Origin of the sequence: uncultured Polaribacter sp. (assembly GCF_947501385.1) — a bacterium.
Lineage (GTDB): Bacteria > Bacteroidota > Bacteroidia > Flavobacteriales > Flavobacteriaceae > Polaribacter.
The window spans coordinates 26,893-48,391 of record NZ_CANMVP010000032.1 but is presented as its reverse complement, the minus strand read 5'-3'; the positions used below and the strand labels follow the sequence as shown (position 1 = coordinate 48,391).

9 protein-coding genes and 1 pseudogene are annotated in these 21,499 nt (G+C 31.9%); 7 read left to right on the top strand and 3 right to left on the bottom strand.

Going from position 1 to position 21,499, the window contains the following annotated elements; all coding sequences use genetic code 11:
• Positions 1-167 precede the first annotated feature (167 nt).
• From Q0998_RS17100 to Q0998_RS17090, 3 genes are all read left to right on the top strand, one after another.
• Positions 168-1,697, top strand: a complete 1,530-nt coding sequence (locus tag Q0998_RS17100; RefSeq protein WP_299672056.1) for a PQQ-dependent sugar dehydrogenase — start codon at positions 168-170, stop codon at positions 1,695-1,697.
• Positions 1,698-2,261: 564 nt separating this feature from the next.
• Complete coding sequence (locus Q0998_RS17095; RefSeq protein WP_299672054.1) at positions 2,262-5,453, top strand: TonB-dependent receptor; 3,192 nt, start codon at positions 2,262-2,264, stop codon at positions 5,451-5,453.
• Positions 5,454-5,587: 134 nt separating this feature from the next.
• Complete coding sequence (locus Q0998_RS17090; RefSeq protein WP_299672052.1) at positions 5,588-6,904, top strand: alkaline phosphatase family protein; 1,317 nt, start codon at positions 5,588-5,590, stop codon at positions 6,902-6,904.
• Here the strand turns inward: Q0998_RS17090 and Q0998_RS17085 are convergent.
• Positions 6,887-7,516 (bottom strand): Crp/Fnr family transcriptional regulator, encoded by a 630-nt coding sequence (locus tag Q0998_RS17085; RefSeq protein WP_299672050.1) that lies wholly within the window; start codon positions 7,514-7,516, stop codon positions 6,887-6,889. The two genes, Q0998_RS17090 and Q0998_RS17085, sit on opposite strands and share 18 nt — an antisense overlap.
• A gap of 245 nt (positions 7,517-7,761) precedes the next feature.
• Here Q0998_RS17085 and Q0998_RS17080 point away from each other — a divergent pair.
• Positions 7,762-8,198, top strand: a pseudogene (locus Q0998_RS17080) (HipA domain-containing protein).
• 786 nt (positions 8,199-8,984) lie between these two features.
• On the opposite strand, the gene Q0998_RS17075 reads toward Q0998_RS17080, so the two are convergent.
• Entirely contained in the window at positions 8,985-10,562 is a 1,578-nt protein-coding gene (locus Q0998_RS17075) for a discoidin domain-containing protein (protein ID WP_299672048.1), read from the bottom strand.
• 188 nt (positions 10,563-10,750) lie between these two features.
• Here Q0998_RS17075 and Q0998_RS17070 point away from each other — a divergent pair, with 188 nt between their 5' ends.
• On the top strand, positions 10,751-12,853 hold the full coding sequence (locus Q0998_RS17070) for a thioredoxin domain-containing protein (RefSeq protein WP_299672046.1): 2,103 nt from the start codon (positions 10,751-10,753) through the stop codon (positions 12,851-12,853).
• A gap of 4 nt (positions 12,854-12,857) precedes the next feature.
• Here the strand turns inward: Q0998_RS17070 and Q0998_RS17065 are convergent, their stop codons facing one another.
• On the bottom strand, positions 12,858-16,928 hold the full coding sequence (locus Q0998_RS17065; protein WP_299672044.1) for an ATP-binding protein: 4,071 nt from the start codon (positions 16,926-16,928) through the stop codon (positions 12,858-12,860).
• 226 nt (positions 16,929-17,154) lie between these two features.
• On the opposite strand from Q0998_RS17065, the gene Q0998_RS17060 reads away from it, so the two are divergent.
• The gene (locus tag Q0998_RS17060; protein WP_299672042.1) at positions 17,155-18,531 is read left to right on the top strand and encodes a Gfo/Idh/MocA family oxidoreductase; all 1,377 of its coding nucleotides are present in this window, start codon (positions 17,155-17,157) and stop codon (positions 18,529-18,531) included.
• A gap of 24 nt (positions 18,532-18,555) precedes the next feature.
• Entirely contained in the window at positions 18,556-21,498 is a 2,943-nt protein-coding gene (locus tag Q0998_RS17055) for a SusC/RagA family TonB-linked outer membrane protein (protein WP_299672040.1), read from the top strand.
• Position 21,499: the final 1 nt, after the last annotated feature.

The following is a 21,499-nucleotide window of genomic DNA, read 5'->3' as shown; positions in this document are numbered from 1 at the left end:
CTTTTATATTATCATTTGTTTAGTTGTTTTTTTATATGTCAATTAATAAATAGAGTTAATTTTAATTTAGACTAGACTAACAACTATTTTTACTCTAATGGAAAAAATAAAGATTAAATTATTGTATCGAAAATATTTATGTTAATTAATTTCTTAATACAAAACAAATGAACTCAATAATCCCATTTTCATTTTTAGAAATCTACGCTAAAAAATCGACTTTAGGTTTTCAAAACACTTATAAGCTGTTTAAAATTTTTATAACACTCATTTTATTGAGTCTTATATTTGTAATGATTGGTTGCAGTATTGAAGATCAAGACTTTATTCCACCCATAGAAGAGCCTAATTCAATTTTTAAAATTCTGGATAAGAAAAAAGCTGTACTTAATTATCGCAACCACTGTGGAGGTTGTCATGGACAAGATTTCGGGTCTTTTGTAGAACGAAGTTGGAAATATGGTAGCACACCTGAAGCAATTCTAAAGTCTATAAAAGTAGGATATACAAAGAATGGTATGCCAGCATATAATGCTTCTTTTAGCGATGAAGATCTTAAAGATTTAACGAACTACATTCTTTCAGAAATAGAAGGAAAAACAAAAAAAATGCTAGAGGCAAATAATCCTACTCTTTCTGGATTAATAAAATCTGATGATCTATCTTTCCGGTTAGAGACTATTACAGATAAGATACCTGGTATTCCTTGGGCTATTGAACAATTACCAAATGGGGAGCTTCTTATAACAGAACTTGGTGGAAAACTATTTTTGATTAGGAATAATAAGGAGTTGGTAGAGATAAGTGGTGTTCCATTAGTTGTTACCGAAGGACAAGGAGGATTGTTAGATGTAGTTGTACATCCTAATTTTAAAAATAATTCGTTCGTTTATCTATCTTATGTTATTGCAAATCCTAATAATGTATCTGAAAAAACGACTGCAGTTGCAAGAGCCAAGCTTTCTGGAAATAAGCTGACGCAAGTAAAAAAAATATTTACGGCACTTCCTTATTTAAGTACCGATCGCCATTTTGGCTCCAGATTATTATTTGACCGAAAAGGATATTTATACGTTTCTGTTGGTGATCGTGGACACAGGGACAAATATCCACAAAAACTAGAAAATTCTCTTGGAAAGATTCACCGTATTCAAGACGATGGTAAAATTCCTAATGACAATCCTTTCTACAACAGACAAGGAGCCATTAGCTCGATATTTACCTATGGAACCCGTAATCCTCAAGGCTTAACTTTACATCCTGTAACTGGTGATCTTTGGGAGGGTGAACATGGACCACAAGGTGGCGATGAAATAAATATTCTGAAAGCAGGAAAAAATTACGGATGGCCCGTAATCTCTTACGGAGTAAATTATGATGGAACCTCATTTACAAATATAACTAAAAAGGATGGTATGGAGCAGCCTGTTTATTACTGGACTCCTTCTATAGCTCCATGTGGAATGGCCTTTGCTTCTGGAGATTTTTATGGAAAATGGGAAAATGATTTATTTGTGAGTTCACTCAAGTTCGAATACCTACATCGTTTAAAAATGAATGGTAACGTAGTTGTGGGACATGAAAAGTTATTGAACAAAATTGGCCGGGTACGAGATGTACATAGAGGTACAGATGGTTACATGTATATTGCAGTGCAAGGACCAAGCAGAATTATACGTTTGGTACCTGAGCAGTAAATCAACTAAACTTCTAAATAGAAAAAAATGATATAAAATTGTAAATAAAACGATAGTTACTAAAAGAATAATTGATAAAAAAATTAGAGAAAGTAAAAGACAATATTGAAAGATACTATTGTCCTTTACTTTTTTTTGCCTTATAACTTAGTCCGTATTTGTTTTAACTTGATACATGAGTTGTATGATTATAAGATATATGTAATTTTTAGGGCATGTTCACAAATTTTCAATCAATCACTTTGCTCGAAATACATTTTTACGGAAAGAAGTGGGAATGTGCAAAGTGTATTTATTAATTTTAGGTTGAAACTTGTTAGAACATTCGAATGGACAATTAACATGGTCTCATATAAATATTGATTCTCTAATGACTTTATAAGAGTTCTAGATATAGCTAATATCTCCTAAAAGGTAAAATAATTTCCTTTTCTTAGACGTCCTTATTTCACCTTATATTAACAAACTTTAAAATTAAAGTTAAGTCTGTTGTTCATGTTAAAACTTAACATAGAGTTATAATTTTTCTAAGATAGTTTTGTACTTCAATCTAAACATAGGAAGATGAAAAACTACGCATTCTACAACGCAAAACAATTAGGGAAATTAAAAATAATACTCGTATTTACGATGGCTTGCCTATCGTTCAACATGTCTTACGGTCAGGCAACAAATGCATCTGTAAAAGGTAGAGTAACAGATGTTGATGGCAATTTATTAATGGGTGCAACAGTGGTGGTTAAAAATACAGCTACAGGGTTTACATCTGGTACCATCACCAATGAAAATGGAGACTATAAAATTTTACAATTGCCCTTAGGAGGTCCTTATAGGGTAACCGCGAAGTATTTAGGCTTTCAGGATGTGGTAAAGCAAGGATTTACCTTGAATCTGAATGATGCACTTATGGTAAATTTTACGCTGCAAGAAGCTGCCACAACTTTAGAAGAGGTGATTATTTCTTCAAATAGTCAGAGTCTTCAAAAACGAATCGAACAGATTGGAGCATCTACTAAGATTGGAGCAGGACAAATAAAAAACCTCCCTACGGAAGGTAGAAATTTTACACGATTGACCAGTTTATCTCCATTGCAAGGAGGCGGAAGTATCAATCTGGGAGGGCAAAGAAGAACCTCTACCAATGTGACCATAGATGGACTAAATGCCAGAAACACCTTAACTGCAGGAGAAATAGGGCGTGGGCCTTATACCATTTCACAAGAAGCAATACGCGAATTTGAAGTCTCTACCAATGATTACAATGTAACGCAAGGAAGACAAGGTGGTGGTGCCATCACCGCGGTAACCAAATCAGGAACAAATGATCTGATGGGGAGTGTTTTCTTTTACCATAGAGCAGATGCTTTGCAGAGCAAGTACAACATTCAAGGAGAAGAACGCACCGCCGACTTTTACAATTCACAATATGGATTTAGTTTGGGAGGTCCTATTGTGAAAGACAAGTTGCACTTTTTTGCAGTGTACGAAAGACAAGATGCCGGAGAACCCTTAAATATTGCAGACATTCAAAGTGAAGATGACGAAAACAGGTTGGGAATAACACAGGATAATTTAGATCGCTTTTTAACTATTGGGCGCACTACTTATGGGCTTAGCAACTCACAACAAATAGGGCAATTTAGTAGAGAAACCGTAGCCAATAATCTATTTATCCGGTTAGATTGGCAAATAAACGACAAGCATAGGCTTACACTAAGAAATTTATATAATAAATGGGAGAACCCTTTTAGTGTGAGTGATAATTCAAATATTGAAGTTGCCGAGTCCTATTCCGATTTTGAATCGCAAGAGAATAGTACGATGGTATCCTTACGATCAATGTTCTCTCCAACGGTAACCAATGAGTTTAAGCTTCAGTACCAACATGCAGAACGTGCATTTACACCAAATACCGAATTACCGTCTTCTAATATCCCAAGAGCCATTGTAGAAGTATCTTCTATACTTCCTAATGGAAATACAAGAAGCCTTAGTGTACAATTAGGAGGACAACGTTTTACGCCTGAGACCAATTTGGAAAATCAACTACAGTTTACCAATACAACCTATATCAATGCTGGAAAATTCAATCTTACTTTAGGTACAGATACCATGATTACCAGTTTAGAAACATTGCTTTCTAATGAACAAAATGGTCGATTCTTTTTTGATTCTTTAGATGATTTTGAGAATTTAAATGCTTCTAGATATGCGCGCGAAGTGCCCTTATTAGGACTTCCCATTGTAAAACAGACCGTTTTAGATCTCTCTGTTTTTGGTCAGGTAGCAGTTGATCTTCATCCAGATCTTAATTTGGTCGCTGGCCTGCGATGGGATGCCACTTCATTTTCAAAAGCAGCAGCTTATAATCCAGTTGTATTTCAAGAATTAGGAATCCGAACAGACGAAAGACCCAATGATTTTAATAACATCCAACCAAGATTGCAATTAACTTGGGATATCAAAGGAAAAAATAGGGATATTTTAAAAATAGGAGGTGGTGTATTTACTTCGCAACCCCATTATTATGCGCAAGTGAACAACATTCAAAATAGTGGCATCCTTTTAGGAGCCATAGATGTTACAGGCGCAGCGGTTCCAACACCAGATTTTCAAGGATATAGAAACGATCCATCTACCGTTCCCGGAGTACCAGCAGGTGTTACTCCTTTTTCAACCATTAACGCAGTCAGTAAAGACTTTGAAGTCCCAACTATTTATAAAGGGAATCTTAATTACACGCACTTTTTCGGAGATCGATATAGCTTAGGGATGAATGTGATTTTAAGTCATACAGTAAATAACTATACCTATCAGGAAGCGAACCTGGTAAAAGAACCTTTTTTTACAACACCCCAGGGTCGTGAAGTTTTTGTACCTGCAAACACCATCGGTACTGACGGATCAACCGATTGGACGAATTCTAGAATCTCTAATTTAGTGGGGAGAACCTTGCTCCTTACCTCTGATGGTATTTTAGACAATGCTTCCTTAATTTTAGAAGGTACTGCTCAAGTGGGTAAAGATGGGTATGTCAATACTAGTTTTACATTCAACAGATCAAAAGACAACTCTTCTTATAACTGTTGTGTCGCAAATACCTCAACCTTCTTACCTGTTGAAGGGGATCCAAGAGATTTAAACTACGGGTATTCAGACAATCATTTTGATACCAAATTAATCGTTAACGGAGCATCTCCAACATGGAAAGGATTTACTTTAGGAGCTACGCTTATTGGAACTGGGGGTACGCGCTATTCTTTTCATGTAGATGATAATAGAACTGCTAATGGCGATTTTAATCTGAGAAATGATATGGCATATATTTTTGATCCTAATGATCCCAATACACCACAAGATATCGTAGATGGGTATAACGAAATTTTAAACGATCCTGAAACTTCCAATGGATTTAAAACCTATCTACAAAACAGTTATGGTGGTTTTGCAGAGCGTAATGGGGGTAAAAATCCATTTAGAACCCTTGTAGACTTGCGCCTACAGAAAAAGTTTCAACCTAAAAACACGAAGCATGCGCTGGAACTTTCTGTAGATATATTCAATTTCACCAACCTACTAAATAAGGAATGGGGTCGCACAAACAATTATGGAAGAAGATTAGATTTTATGCGCATCACTGGTTTTAATCCAACTACAAATAGTTATGAATATAGCGTTCAGACGGGTGCGGGTACAGAACCTATAAACGGAACACCATGGCGCTTACAATTTGGAGCAAGATATTCATTTAATTAAAAAATGTGCCTACTATTTTTAAATCCAAAAAAACACAAAAACTAAGTAACTATTTACTATGAATAGCAACATTTAACATACAACAATCCATTATTATGAAAAAAATACATTTCCTATTTTTTATAACATGCTACTTGAGTTTGACAATCAATGCTCAAGAAAAAAATACTTCAGAACACGTAATCCTTATTTCTGTAGATGGTTTTCGACCTAATTTTTATCTAGAAGAACAATGGCCAACACCAAATTTAAAAACAATGGTAAAAGAAGGGGTGCATGCACAGGGCGTTCGAGGTGTATTTCCATCGGTTACCTATCCTTCACACACCACAATAATTACCGGTGCTTATCCTGCAACTCATGGTATTTATTACAATAGTCCTTTTGAGCCAGAAGGACAAACAGGACGTTGGTACTGGGAAAGTAATCTTATAAAGACACCCACTTTATGGGATGCTGTAAGAGCGGCTGGAAAGAAAAGTGCCAGTTTTATATGGCCAGTGTCTGTTGGAGCCCCCATAGATTATAATATTCCAGAAGTATGGACTTTAGATCGTTCTTACGGACGTATAGTACCAATGCGAAATCATGAAAATCCGAAAGGATTACTGAAAGAAATGGAAGAAGCGGTTTTAGGGAAGATGAATGAAAAAACCTTTCATGGTGATTATTTAAATAGAGAAGACCGTACGGGTGAAATGGCAGCCTATGTATTGGAAACATATAAACCTCATTTAATGACACTTCACTTCATAGCAACAGATCATTTTCAGCATGAACAGGGTAGAAATGGAGCGAAAGTATACACCGCTATTGCAGCAGTAGATCGTGCCATTGGAAAAATAATAGAAGCAGCTACACGTGCTAAAATTTTAGAAAACACCACTTTTATGATTACAGGAGACCATGGTTTTGTAGATATTCATTCTGCATTAAGCCCAAATGTATGGTTAGTAGAAGAAGAATTAATGGAAGATAAGAAAAACCGCGGAAATTGGAAAGCAGCTTTCCATACGTCTGGTGCATCCGCTTTTCTAATGCTGAAAAATCCGAAAGATCAAAAAACGTTAGATAAAGTGAGAAAAAAATTAGCAAGTCTTCCAGAGTCTTATAAAAAACTTTTCAGAATCGTAGAACGCGATGAGCTGGATAAAATTGGTACAGATCCTAATGCGATTCTAGCGCTAGCGCCAATTCCAGGGATAGCGATGTCTTTTTCTACCAACGGCGAAATTTTAAAACCAAGAAGTGGCGGCACCCATGGTTATTTTCCAGATTTTCAGCAAATAGAAACTGGTTTTATTGCTTGGGGAGCCGGTGTAGAAAAAGGAAAAACCATAGAAAAAATGGGATTGGAAGATATTGCCCCATTAGTTAGTAGCTTATTGAACTTGAATTTTGAAGCTAAAAATGGCGTTTTATATCCAGGCATTTTAAGTAGAAAAGATTGATTTTTTCTTTAAAGCATTCGCAATGGTTTGACGGGTGGTTCCAACCAAATCACCCATGTCTTTTTGGGTAAGCAAATCGTAAAGCATAAAAGGTGTGCCTTGAGAATCTTTTACAGAAACATTAAAAAAATGTCTTAAAAAACGAATCTTCTCAATCGTATTTTTTTCGTTTACTTTGCCTAATTTTTTTTCGGCAACACACCACCTTTTTACAAGGTATGAAATAAACCATTCTGCAGTTTTTGGATTTTCTGTGATTACTCTTTTAAAAAAGGATAAGTCATACACACGAATACGAGTATCTATCAGAGGTTTTGAAAATTCATAAAACTGATTGTTTAAATATTTTAAATTTCCAAAAAAATCACCAGAATGAATCACATCATATACATATTCTTCTCCCGATTCTTTATAGCTTCCCAGTTTCATGGCCCCGTCCACGATTTCATATATAAAATTCTCTATTATTGGAGGACGGTACAGATAGTCATTTTTAGAAACTTCAATTTCAGTAACAAGATGGTTTAAATTTAGCTGTAAATCATTCTTTAAATAATCATATAACGAGAATGTTTTCAATTTTTCATTTAAAGGAGGCAGTATTTCATTCATCATGAATTTTTTGAAAGAGAACCACAAATTTAAAAACGAACGTTTATCTGAATGTTACGCCAGTATTATTTTTATAGCATCAATAATATACACAGGTATTCCAATTATCTAGTATAGGAATACCTTTAATTATTTACAAACTCAAAATTAAAAGTTGCCCAAACCTTCGAATTTTTCACTTCTGTCTTAAAGGTTTTCACTTCTGTAGTCAACATTGATTTAATTTAGAGGTAAAGTGATTAAAGATATTAAATTTCATAAAAATCGTTTTTAAGAATTATATTTTCAAAACGTATCCTGCAAATTCTAACTCTCCAAGTAAAAATGATGGAAATGATATTGGCGAATGGGAGATGGTAACTTATGATTTGGTTCTAAAATCTGGCTTCATAATGAATGCATCAAAAGCTCGAAAGTTTAGTAGTAATCAACATACATTTTTAACTAAAAGGTTTGATAGAACTATGGGAGGGAAAAGAATCCATTTTCCTTCTGCCATAACTTTGTTAGGCTACACAGATGGGGCTGATGGTTCTTCTGGAGTGAGTTATTTAGAGTTGGTATATTTATTACAAAACATGGAGCGAACCCAGATAAAGATTTAAAACAATTATGGCGCAGAATAGTTTTTAGCATCTGTGTATCAAATACATATGAACATTTAAGAAATCACGGTTTTTAACTAACTGTTAAATGTTGGATTTTATCTCCAGCTTATGATATAAATCCGGTTGAAACAGGAACTGGTTTGAAATTAAATATTTCTGAGGAAGATAATGCGTTAGATGTTAATTTGGCGTTAGAAGTTGATCCTATTTTAGAATAGAGAAGGAAGAAGGTATCATTGTTATTCAAGAAATTCAAAAAGTGATATCTGAATGGAAAAAAGTAGCAAATAAGTATGGTATTTCAAGATTGGAACAAGAAAATAAAACTGCAGCTTTTACTTTTTGCTACTTTCTTTTAGAAATTAGTATGATATCAGATTTTATTATTGATGAATTTCTTTTTCTTTGTTACTTTTCCGATACAATATCTAATATACCTTTTGTTTAAAGGGTTTAAAGGTACTGGGGTGGAGTACAGGTATTGTACATATCTTGCTTTTTTTATACTTTAAGTTATAAAAGAGTGTAAATAAAATTAATACAAAAAAATAAAGACATTTAATTTTAGAATTCAAATATTTGATAGAGTAGCACAAAAATAAAAGTAAAAGAAAAGAAGTATTAAAATTACAGTTAACCAAAGGATTGTTATTAAAAAATATTTTTCAACATCTAAAATGAAAACATCATCTTATAATTGTCTTTCTCTTTTATTGTCAGCTTGGTTACCTACTAAAAGTAATATATATTGACTTTCAAATTATTCCATTTTTTTATTTTAAGAGTTAAATATGTAGCAACTGACTGATTAACTTAATTAAATTGTTTTTTTGATTTCTATTAAATTAAAAATATTCTTATTAAAAACAGTAAACTTCTGCTAATGCTGCAAACCTATCTTTATCATAAGCAGATATTGCTTTAAATTTAAAATATCTAAAAGAAGCTGTTGCTTTAAAGTTCTGTGTAGTATTTATATTCTCTAATGTATAAGAACCCAATTTTCTATAGGTTTTATTATCATCACTAACATGAATTTCAATATCTTTTATAGATCTTGAGAGCGTTTTTCTTTGTAAGAAAGAAAATCCTTCTACTGTAATATTTTCATGTGTATCAATAGTTACGAAGTGTGGATAACTTGCACTTGAGCAAGTCCCAGTCCAACAAGAATGCCAGAAAGTATCTTTATTATTATCAATAGCTTCAATAGCCAAAGCATTGTATTCTTCAGAACTAAAAGAATCAATTGTCCATTTATCTCTACTTTTGTAATTTTTAGTTCCAAAATCTATAACAGGTTCCCCATTTAAAAATTTATAACTGTAAGATACGTTCGTAATATCACCTGAAACATGATTTAAAAGGAGTCTTAAAACATACGGAATATCTCCTTTTTTATGAAGTTCTGCAATTGGCATAGAAATGCTAAAAGTATTATCTGTTGCTACTTTTGTAGACCATGATACGGCATCATAATTTGCATTATCATCGGCAGGATCATGGTATATGCTAATATTGTTTACAGCAACATTAGCTTCAATTTTTCCTGAGATTATAAAATTACCTTGTTCATATGTTGCTTTCAGATCTTCAATTGATCCTGTTGCACCCGTATAGTATTTTTTGTTTATGTTGTCAAAAATCTGGTTATTATTTAAAATAGCACAACTTGCTTCAGACATAAAAGTGGGTTTGCTACCATACGTATAATTACCACTTCCCATTAAACATGTACCGTATTTAATATCTGCCAATTCTGAAACTTTTTCTTTGTTGTGAGGTAAGTTTAAACCATGCCCTAGTTCATGCAGTAAACCACCAATATAGGTAGTGGCTAGCGTACTTGAGTCAGAGTTGCCTCCAAGATGTTTTATATCCATATCATCATAATCTGTAGCAAAACACCATTTTCCCAAACCGTAATAAGGGGTATCGTTATTTTTAGGGTCACCAACAGGAGTAATCACTAAATAATGATCACTTTCAATCTTCAAAGACTTGTTTTTGAAATAATTTTCAATTTCTCCTTTCATAATATTTCCACCACCATTATATGGGTATGCAGACTCATTTTGACTTCCTTCTAGAAATGTTATTTTTACTCTTTTCTTTACATTATCTGTCAACATACTGAATGTCTTTTCCCCAAAACCGTAATGCATCATATTTTTCTTATAGAATTCTTGCCCTTGTAACAAAATTTCACTTATTCTCCTGTGAGCATCTACCCTTTTTTCTGAACCTTTAGGAATAAAATAGATAATGTTCAAGTTATATTTGTTAGCAGAAGTATAATTAAAAGTTTCTTCTTCCTCTGGAACCTCTTCTTTCACATCTCGGTCATTATTAGAAAAATCTTCATCGCCTTTAGAGCAGTTAAAAATTAGAAGGGTAATGGAAGTGAACAAGAAAAATTTATAGATTCTTTTTTTCATCATAAAAAATTTAGAGCTTATAGTTTTCAAAAATATAGATAATTGATTTTGTCAATCGGTCAAAAAGGGGTACTAATTATGCAATTTTCGTATGTATTAATAACCACCTAAAAATTCTACTTTATGCCATAATTATTATCCCTATTTTTGTTTTAGTTGATCTATTCTAAACAAAAACACGTGCACAAATGAAAAAAACTCTTTGTCTTATACTTTTAATTTTCTTTATCAGTTGTAAAAAATCCAACATTAAATCTGATACATATCTGTATACTAATGACTTGATAGATGAAACGAGCCCGTACTTGTTACAGCATGCACATAATCCTGTCAATTGGAATGCTTGGAATATTGAAACTTTAACGAAAGCAAAATCGAATGACAAACTATTACTAATTAGTATCGGTTATGCTTCTTGCCACTGGTGCCATGTTATGGAGGAAGAAAGTTTTAAAGACAGTATTGTTGCCCAAGTAATGAATAAAAATTTTATCAATATTAAAGTGGATAGAGAAGAACGTCCAGATGTAGACAAAGTATATATGGGTGCTGTTCAATTGATGAACGGTGAAGGTGGTTGGCCATTAAATGTAATTGCTCTGCCAGATGGAAGACCAATATGGGGAGGTACTTATTTTGAAAAAGAGCAATGGAAAAATATATTAAAACAGATTTCTGATCTTTATAAAAATAATCCTGAAAAATTAAGAGCATTTGCAGACAAACTACAAAAGGGAATAAAATCTGTGGATGTTGTTCAACTGAATTCTGAAGAACCAAAATTCACGGGTGATTTTATAGAATCAGTAGTTAGAGAATGGTCAGGAAATTTTGACACTACTTATGGAGGTTTAGATACATCTCCAAAATTTATGATGCCAAATAATTATCAATTTTTAATGCGATATGCATATCAAAAAAACGATAAAAATTTACAAGATTTTGTGAATTTAACATTAACAAAAATGGCACAAGGCGGAATATATGATCCAATAGAAGGTGGTTTTTCTAGATATTCCACAGATAAAAAATGGCACATACCGCATTTTGAGAAAATGCTGTATGACAATGCACAAATGGTAAGCTTATATTCAGAAGCTTATTTAATAACCCAAAACAAACTTTATAAAGAAATAGTATTAGAAACACTGGCATTTATTGAAAAGTATATGACGAATGATGAAGGGCTATTTTTCTCGTCTTTAGATGCCGATAGTAATACAGCTAATAATGAGTTAGAAGAAGGTGCATTTTATGTTTGGACTCAAAAAGAATTAAAAAATTTATTACAAAATGACTATTCACTATTTGCAAAATATTACAACATCAATACCTATGGATTATGGGAAAGAGAAAATTACGTTTTAATTAGAAATACAGATGATGCTACGTTCATCAGGGAAAACAAATTAAAGCGTATAGATTTTGAGCGAAAAAAAATAACATGGAAAAAAACATTAGCAAAAGCTAGAAATAAGAGAAGCAAACCTAGGTTAGACGATAAAGTACTTACTTCTTGGAACGCATTAATGATAAAGGCTTATGTAGATGCGTACCGAGTTTTTGAAGATGAGAGTTATTTAAAGGTGGCTGAAAAGAATGCCAATTTTATTTTAGACCAACAATTAAAAAAAGATGGAAGTCTAAATCATTCTTATAAGAATGGTAAAAGTACTATAAATGGCTATTTAGAGGATTATGCTACAGTTATTGAAGCTTTTATAGGTTTATACGAAAATACGTTACATGAAAAATGGCTTACGAATGCCCATAACTTATCTGAATATACAATGCATCATTTTTTTGACACTACCAATAAGATGTTCTTTTTTACTTCTAATAAAGACACTTCTTTGGTAACAAAAAGTGTTGAGTATAGAGACAATGTGATTTCTTCTAGCAATTCAATAATGGCAAAAAATCTTTTTAAATTATCTCATTATTTCGATAATAGAAAGTATAGCGAAACGGCAATTACGATGTTGAATAATGTAAAACCAGAAATAGAAAAATATCCCTCTTCTTTTTCTAATTGGCTAGATTTAATGATGAATTTTACAAATCCTTATTACGAAATAGCAATCGTTGGGCAAGAGGCTCTTATAAAAGTTAAAGAATTCAATAAATACTACATACCCAATAAATTGATTGCTGGTAGTTTAAAAGAGAACAAATTACCTCTGTTAGAAAATAGGTACAATCCTTCTAAAACGCTAATTTATGTCTGTGTTAATAAAGCTTGTAAACTTCCAGTTTCTGAAGTTGAAAAAGCTTTAGAATTTATACAATAAAAAATTAAGCTTCATTAAAATTTGTAAAATCAATGTTATTTTTTTCAAAAAATAATTCAATATTTTCTGAAGCTGTTGCATTAGTTTTAAACTCTTTCGGACTCAAACCAAACTGAGATTTAAAACTTTTAGAAAAATACTTAGGATTGTTAAAACCAACCATATAAGCTACTTCAGAAATATTGTACCCATACTTTACGAGAATAATGGCTCCTTTTTTTAATCGCATCTGTCGAATGTAATCTATAAGACTTAACCCCGTTAAGTTAGAACACTTTCTATACAAACTAGAATGGCTCATATTTAATTTTTCGGCAAGTGTGTCTACTTTAAAATTGGCATCATTTAAATTTTCGTTTACGATTTCGTTTAAATTTTGAAGAAACAATTCGTCTTGAGATTGTTCCATTTTTATTTGAGGTCTGTTTATTAATTCTTTTCTATATTTAGAGATAATCGAATCTTTTGTACTAATTATATTCTGCACTTTTAATAAAAGTTCATTTGTGTTAAAGGGTTTGTTTAAATACTCAATAGCACCTGCTTTTAATCCTGTAATTTTAGATTGTGTAGAGTTTTTAGCCGTTAATAGAATTACAGGAATGTGTTTTGTTAGATTATCTTTACCTAGAGCTTCACACAGTTCAATACCGTCCATTTCGGGCATCATAATATCGCTAACTATTAAATCTGGAATGTTATTTTTTGCATAATAAAAACCTTCTTTACCATTTTCTGCTTGTAAAACATTGTAGTGTTCTAATAATAATTCTTTTATAAAATTTTGTAATTCGAAGTTGTCTTCAACAATCAAAATTGTTTTTTTGTTACTATCAACTAGGGCTTTTTTTGCTGATGTTTTGGCTGTTTCTTTATTCTCACGGAACTCTGTTTCTGTTTTGCTAGATATTATTTTTTCATCATCTGTATATTTTTCTTCTAAAATAGGGATCTTTATGGTAAAAGTGGTTCCTTCAGATTTAGAACTTTTTACTTTTATATTTCCTTTATGTAAATCAATTAACTCTTTTGTTAAAGCTAGCCCAATACCAGATCCTTTTGTTTTTTTTGTATTTTTAGATCTGTAAAATAGTTTGAAAATATCTTCCAATTCATTTTTAGAAATTCCAATGCCTGAATCTGAAATAGAAATTTTTACATACTGTTTTTCATTTACAGGTTTTACGTTCAACTGAATATTTCCCTCTAAAGGAGTAAACTTAAATGCATTTCCTAAAATATTATATAGGATGTGTTCAACTTTCTCTTTGTCATACCAAGCATTCCCCAAATTTTTTGGACAGTTTACCAAGAAGTCTATCTTTTTACTTCTAGCAAACTCCTTAAAAGACAAACAAATGCTGTGTATATGTCCGTGCAAATCGTTTTCAGTAACTGATAATTTTAATTTTTTGAGATCTCTATTTTTTACAAAAGTTAACTCTTTTGCAATTCTAGACAATCGAATTGCATTGTTTCTTATAATATTTAAACGCTCTTTTAAAAGTAAATTTCCATTTATTTCTGCACGTTTTAGCATGTCCTCAATAGGTCCAGTTATTAACGTAATTGGCGTTTGAATTTCGTGAGACATTTTTGTAAAAAAGTTCATCTTTTCTATATGCAGTTGCTTTTCTTTTCGCCTACTAATTCTATTTATTAGAAACTTTTTCCTTAAAACATACCATTTAAAGACTAAAAAAAGTAGTAGAGAAAATAAGAGAAAATAAATTAAAAAAGCCCACCAAGTTTTCCAAAGTGGTGGTAAAATATTTATTTCAATATTTCTCTTAAGTATTTCGGAAGCCTGATTGATCTCTTTTGCTTCAATCTCTAATGTATAGTTACCATCTGGTATGTTTGTATAAGTCGCTAATCCCTCAGAATAAGTATGTTTCCAAGAATTTTCAAAACCTTTTAATCGATATGAATACAGAAAATTAGGATATAATATATTATCAATTGCTGCAAATTTTACAGAAAAGGATGATTGTTCTTTCTTGAGGTTTATCTCTTCAAAATCGTAATTAAAGGAAGTTATTTGTTTTGGAATAATGTATTTTGCGGGTTTGTTTAGTATATTAATATTAGATATTGATAATTTGGGGTTAGCAACTATTTTTTCAAGTTTTAACGGATTGAAGTAGTTAATTCCATCTGCACCTCCAAAATAAATATTTCCATTACTTTTTAATTTACTTCTGAAGAAGTATCTATTTTCTTGAAAACCATCTGTAGAATTGTAAGAAATTATTGTATTCCTTTTGGAATTAAAATGATGTACTCCTTCTAAGGAACTCAACCAAAAATTTTCTGAATCTAATGAAATTATAGCTGTGAAATTCAATGCTTTATTTGGGTATAAGTCATTAAAATTTTTAAACTTTTTTGTTTCTATATTGAACAATACTAAATTAAATGTTTCATTAATAAGCCACAGCTCATTCTCTTTTCCGAGAGCCATATCTATTACCTGAAGGTATTCTTTTTCTGACTCATATTTAAAATTTACAAAATCAGAATTCTGTAAATTGCTTTTTTCCTCAAACTTAAATAAACCGCCATAATATTGTCCAAACCATAAGTTCTTATTGTGGTCTTCTATGATGCTTTCTATATTTAAACCATTTAGACCGTTTTCATTATTGTTAAAACTAGCCAATAATTTTTCGCTTTTATCATATACATTCAAAGAAATATTTGATCCTACCCATATTCTGTCTTTAGAGTCTTTATATAAGACGCGTATGTCACCTGCAGATTGATTTTGCTGATTTTTTATCGGAATTTTATTAAAAGATTTTGAATTCACATTATACTTCCAAAGTCCATTTCTATAAGTACCAAACCAAATGTTACCAAAGTCATCTTCAATTATAGATTGTACATAAAAGTTATTTTTTACATCATTAAAATATTGTTTAGAGCGTTTATTATTTTCTATTTGAGTTAAACCATTACCATCTGTTCCTACCCACAACGTGCCTTTTTTACTCTTATAAAGACTTAAAATTTTAGTGATTGTTTTATCTGCAGAACCACTTATATGTTTAACAGTAGAATTTGTTTTTGGTAGTACATTTACAATTTGATAATTACAAACAATCCAAATGTTATAATTTAGATCTTCAGAAATATTTAAAATGGTGTTGCTACCTAATGTATATTTATTGGAGTTGATGTGTTTATAAACTTTTACAAAACCAGATTTCGAATCCATTTTATAAAGACCTCCACCATCTGTTCCTGCCCAAATAAAACCAAAGCTATCTTTAAAAATGCTAATGATAATTTCTTTGTCTAATTTTTGAATATCTCCTTTTAAAAAGGATTTTTGAACAAACCTTTTTGCTATAGTATCATAAATGTAAAAACCCTGAGTTTCAGTACCAATCCAAAGTCTATTAAAGTCATCCATTTGTAAAACTATATGGCTTGGAAAGCTCATAAACCCCTCAACTAGTTGGTCTAAAATTTTTGTTTTCTTGGAGTAACTAAAAAGTTTTCCTGATGAATCTGTAATGTAAAATTCAGATGAATTGTCAGATTCTAAACTAATAATTCTCTTTTCAGAACCATTAATATTAGGAATTGTACAAATTAATTGAATTTCCTCATTAATGTAATTATAAATTTTGCCAGTATGAGTTCCTAATATGACACCGTTTTTAATAGGTTTAAGAACGCTTACCTTTTCATTAAATAAATTATAAATTGGAACAAATATTCCTTTTCTAACATCATATTTGGCAACTAAACCATCATAGGTTAAAACCCAAATATTATCAGACCTATCAGAATACAAATTATAGATTCTGTCTGACTTAGAAATTTTTGGAAATACTTCTATATTTTTAATTAATGTGTAGGAATAACCATTATATTTTAAAATTCCCAAAGAATTCGCCATCCAAACATTTCCAATTAAATCTTTAGAAATACTACTTACAGCAACTATTTTATTATTAAAAGTGGGGTTTATGTATTTAATTTTTGTGCTCTCTTGTGCAAATAAAAAATTTTTAAAAAAAATAAAAAATATAATTGTTGATATTTTCAGTATATGACGCCCCATAAGTTATATCTAATTCAATGTTAAATAACTTTATAAATATATTGCTTTTTCTATTATTCATTCTCCTCAAGTTTATTTGAATGTATACTAAATTATTCAAAAAGGTGTAAATATTGGTCAGTAAAACAAAATTGACAGTTAATACCACCTCTTTTGCTTAAAAGCAGCCCTATCTCCTATTTACATAAATGACATTTTTGTAGCATACTAATTTCAAAATATTTTAATGGAATCAAATTCAAGAAGATCGTTCATTAAGAAATCTGCTTTAGTCTCAGCAGGAATTTCTCTTTTACCAAATCTATCTTATGGTATCAATTTAAATAAAAGCAAAAAGAAGGAAATCTTAAAATTGGCTTTTATTGGTGTTGGTTTAAGAGGTATGAATCACCTTAACAATGCGTTAAACAGAAAAGATGTTGAAATAATTGCAATTTGTGATATCGATTCGAGCAGAATACAAATTTCTCTTGATAAGATTAAAAAAGCAAATTTTAAAGCACCTAAAATTTTCGGAAAAGACTCTTATGACTACAGGAATTTATTGGATCTAGAAGATGTAGATGCTGTGGTAATTTCTACGCCATGGTTATGGCATACCAAAATGGCGGTAGATACTATGAAAGCTGGTAAATATACGGGTTTAGAAGTATCTGCTGCAAATACGATGGAGGAATGTTGGGACTTGGTAAATACACACGAAGCGACTGGTTCTCATTTAATGATATTAGAAAATGTAAATTATCGTAGAGATGTTTTGGCAGTTTTAAACATGGTAAAGCAAGACGTTTTTGGCGATTTGCTACACTTTAGATGTGGTTATAAACACGATTTAAGACATGTAAAATTTAATAATGGGAAGCAAGCGTATGGTGGTGGTGTTGAATTTGGCGAAAAAGGAACATCTGAGGCGGCCTGGAGAACACAACATTCGCTTTTAAGAAATGCAGATGTGTACCCTACACATGGTTTAGGACCCGTTGCAACGATGGCAGATATAAATAGAGGAAATCGTTTTGTCTCTATTAGTTCTAATTCCACAAAAGCCGTTGGATTGAATAAGTATATTGTAGAAAATGGAGGAAAAAATCATCCGAATGCAAAGTTGAAATGGAAACAAGGAGACATTATTACATCTACCATAGAAACTGCTAATGGAGAAACTATTATTGTTACCCATGATGTAAACTCGCCAAGACCTTACTCATTAGGTTTTGAGGTGCAAGGATCTCAGGGGATATCAGAATTCGATTATCATACCCAAAGAATACATATAGAAGGAAAGACCAAAGCGCACGAATGGGAAGGTATGGAGTCTTGGTTTCAAAAATACGACCATCCATTATGGAAAAAATATGGAAATTCTGCCACAGAAGCAGGTCATGGAGGAATTGACTTTTTTGTACTCAACGCCTTTATAGAATCGGCAAAAGAAAATAGTGCACCACCAATGGATGCTTATGACGCAGCAGCATGGAGTGCCGTAACACCCTTGTCAGAAGTATCTATAGAAAACAATGGAGATGCACAAGATTTTCCAGACTTTACAAGAGGAAATTGGATAAAGAGAAAACCTTATAACTGGATTAAAGATAAATTTTAAATCAATCAATTAAATCAATTTTATATGAAAAAAAATACTGCATTTTTTATGATACTGCTTCTCTTTTCAGCATTTACATATGCTCAAAAGAACCCTATCACTATTACAGTGGTAGATCAAGTAAGTGAACCTATACCAGGTGTAAGTGTTTCTATTAAGGGAACAACAAAAGGAGGAGTTACAGGTTTTGATGGAAAATTAAAACTTACTGTAAGCTCAGGAACTGTTTTGAGTATTTCATCTTTAGGATATGAAGCTAAAGAGATTACGGTAAGTAACCAAACAAAAATTTTAGTAGTACTAAGAGAAGATGTAAGTCAACTTGATGAAATCATCATAGTAGCTTATGGAACTCAAAAGAAAGAAACAGTAACATCTTCTGTTGTGAACATTAAATCAGAGAAATTAATGGATGTAACTGTTCCTGAAGTAGCAACCATGTTACAAGGTAAAGTAGCAGGTGTTCAAATTTTACCTAGTAGTGGTGCACCTGGATCTTCACCCTCTATACTTATTAGAGGACGATCATCCATAAGTAATGGAAATAACCAGCCATTATGGGTTGTAGATGGCGTTATTATTGGTAATTCTGATCCTAAGCTAAATCCAAATGACGTAGCTAGTTTGTCTGTTTTAAAAGACGCTTCAGCAACAGCTTTATATGGTAACAGAGGAGCAAATGGTGTAATAATTGTAACTACAAAAGGAGGAATTGTAGGAGAAAAACCTAAAATAGAAGTCTTTGTAAAAACAGCTATTAACCAATTTAATATCGGAAATTTCGATATCATGAATTCTCAGCAATTATATGACTTTCACACCAAGTTAGGAAATAATAACGGATGGTTTACAGAAGATTTATTGAACAGAAATTACGATTGGGTTAATGGTGCTACTCGAGATGGATTTGTTAGAGATGCTTCCATAAGGTTTACTTCTGCTACAGAAACACACAACTTATTAATATCTTCAGGTTATTATAGTGAAGAGTCTACAGTAATTGGAAATGATCTCGATAGATATAATTTTCGTCTTAATTTAGATTATAACATAACAGATAAATTAACTATTAAGCCAAAACTTTTTTTCGTTTACGATAGAAGAGAAAGACAAAATCAAGCATCCTTATACGAAGCTTATTTGAATATGCCATGGGATTTGCCATTTGCAGAAGATGGATCTGTTGTAAATGCCAATCAATCTCAAGGGGACGATTGGTTGGGTAGAGATAAGAGAAACTTCTTTTTTGATCGTCAATGGAATTATAGTGATTCTCGGTCGTTCGATTTATTTGCAAGTTTTGATTTTGAATACAAATTGCTACCCAATCTAACATTCCTATCTACAAACAACTTTAGATGGGGGCATTCAGAAAGCTTAACGTATACCGATCCAAGATCTAATGCAGGCAGGGCTATAAAGGGTTCTATTTCAGATTATAACTACAGAGGCATAAATAGATTTACAAACCAAATGTTGAAATATTCGAATACCTTTAATGAAAATCATTCGGTTAATGTATTAGCAGCCTATGAATATAATGATTTTGAACAAAGAAACTTTAGAGCTACATCTCAAAATATTTTAGTGAATGGAGAAGTTCAAAATGTAGCGCTAGAACCCCAACAAATAGATGGGAATGCAGGTGAGTCTGCGCAGCAGTCATTTTTAGTATCAGCAGATTACGATTATAAAAGTAAATATTTTGTAAAAGGCTCTGTAAGAGTAGATGGATCTTCTGCTTTCGATCCTGAATATCGTTACGGTACGTTCTTCTCAGCCGCTGCGGGTTGGAACATACATAAAGAAGATTTCTTTAACTCCGACAACATAAATGTTTTAAAGTTAAGAGGAAGCTATGGTTCAGTGGGTAACCTAATAGGTGGTTTTGCCTTTTTAACAACCTATGATGTTCAGTTTCAATATGCAGGTAGTTTAGCCGCTAGACCTAATCGATTGGGAACACCAGACATATCTTGGGAAAAAATTACAGAATCAAATATTGGTTTAGATGCCACATTTTTTAATGCTGTAGATGTAACAATTGATTATTATAATAAGGAAAGTTCTGATTTGTTATTTTTTAGAGGATTACCAGATTTATCTGGTTTTACTGGGCGATATGATAACATCGGATCGGTGGTAAATAAAGGTATAGAAATTGGAGTTTCAGCAGATATTGTAAATCAAGATAATTTTACTTTCAGTACTGGATTTAATATTAGTTTTAATAATAATGAAGTTACTAAACTTCCAGATGGCACAGACATTATAGGAAGTGGAAATACTGTAATTAGAGAAGGCGAAGAGTTTGGTACTTTTCGTATGAGAAAATGGCTTGGAGTTCATCCTGAAAATGGAAAGCCAGTTTATGAAGTGGTTAATGAGGATGGTACAAAATCTACAACTTTTGAGTATAGTAGTGCCACATTGCAAACGGCAGGTTCAGCACTTCATGATTTTACGGGCGGTTTCTTTACCAATATCAGATATAAAAACTTTACATTAAGTTCAAATTGGAGTTTTGCGTATGGAGGTCAGTTATACAATAACTCAAGAAATTTATTCGACTCTGATGGATTCTATGTACAGTTTAATCAAATGGCATTACCTGATGGTTGGACTCGATGGCAACAACCAGGAGATATAGCTACACATCCAGAGGTAAAACAAGGTGGACATGGAGGAAGTAATCGGGTTTCAACACGTTATTTAGAAGATGGTAGTTATTTGAGGTTAAATAATGTGAGATTTTCTTATGATTTACCAGAATCTATAATTAATAAAGTAGGCATATCTGGCGCTAATATATATGTTTCTGGAGATAATTTATTGACCTTAACAAAATTTACAGGAGTAGATCCAACCATTAACGATAATAGTAATGGTACAACTATTATAGGTAATACTAGTCTTGGGTATCCTGTTCCCAGACGTTTTGTCTTAGGGCTTAACTTTTCTTTTTAAA

Coding starts and splice junctions, on each gene's coding strand:
- Q0998_RS17100 (WP_299672056.1), top strand. CDS start 168: ATGAACTCAATAATCCCATTTTCATTTTTAGAAATCTACGCTAAAAAA.
- Q0998_RS17095 (WP_299672054.1), top strand. CDS start 2,262: ATGAAAAACTACGCATTCTACAACGCAAAACAATTAGGGAAATTAAAA.
- Q0998_RS17085 (WP_299672050.1), bottom strand. CDS start 7,516: ATGAATGAAATACTGCCTCCTTTAAATGAAAAATTGAAAACATTCTCG.
- Q0998_RS17075 (WP_299672048.1), bottom strand. CDS start 10,562: ATGAAAAAAAGAATCTATAAATTTTTCTTGTTCACTTCCATTACCCTT.
- Q0998_RS17070 (WP_299672046.1), top strand. CDS start 10,751: ATGAAAAAAACTCTTTGTCTTATACTTTTAATTTTCTTTATCAGTTGT.
- Q0998_RS17065 (WP_299672044.1), bottom strand. CDS start 16,928: ATGGGGCGTCATATACTGAAAATATCAACAATTATATTTTTTATTTTT.
- Q0998_RS17060 (WP_299672042.1), top strand. CDS start 17,155: ATGGAATCAAATTCAAGAAGATCGTTCATTAAGAAATCTGCTTTAGTC.
- Q0998_RS17055 (WP_299672040.1), top strand. CDS start 18,556: ATGAAAAAAAATACTGCATTTTTTATGATACTGCTTCTCTTTTCAGCA.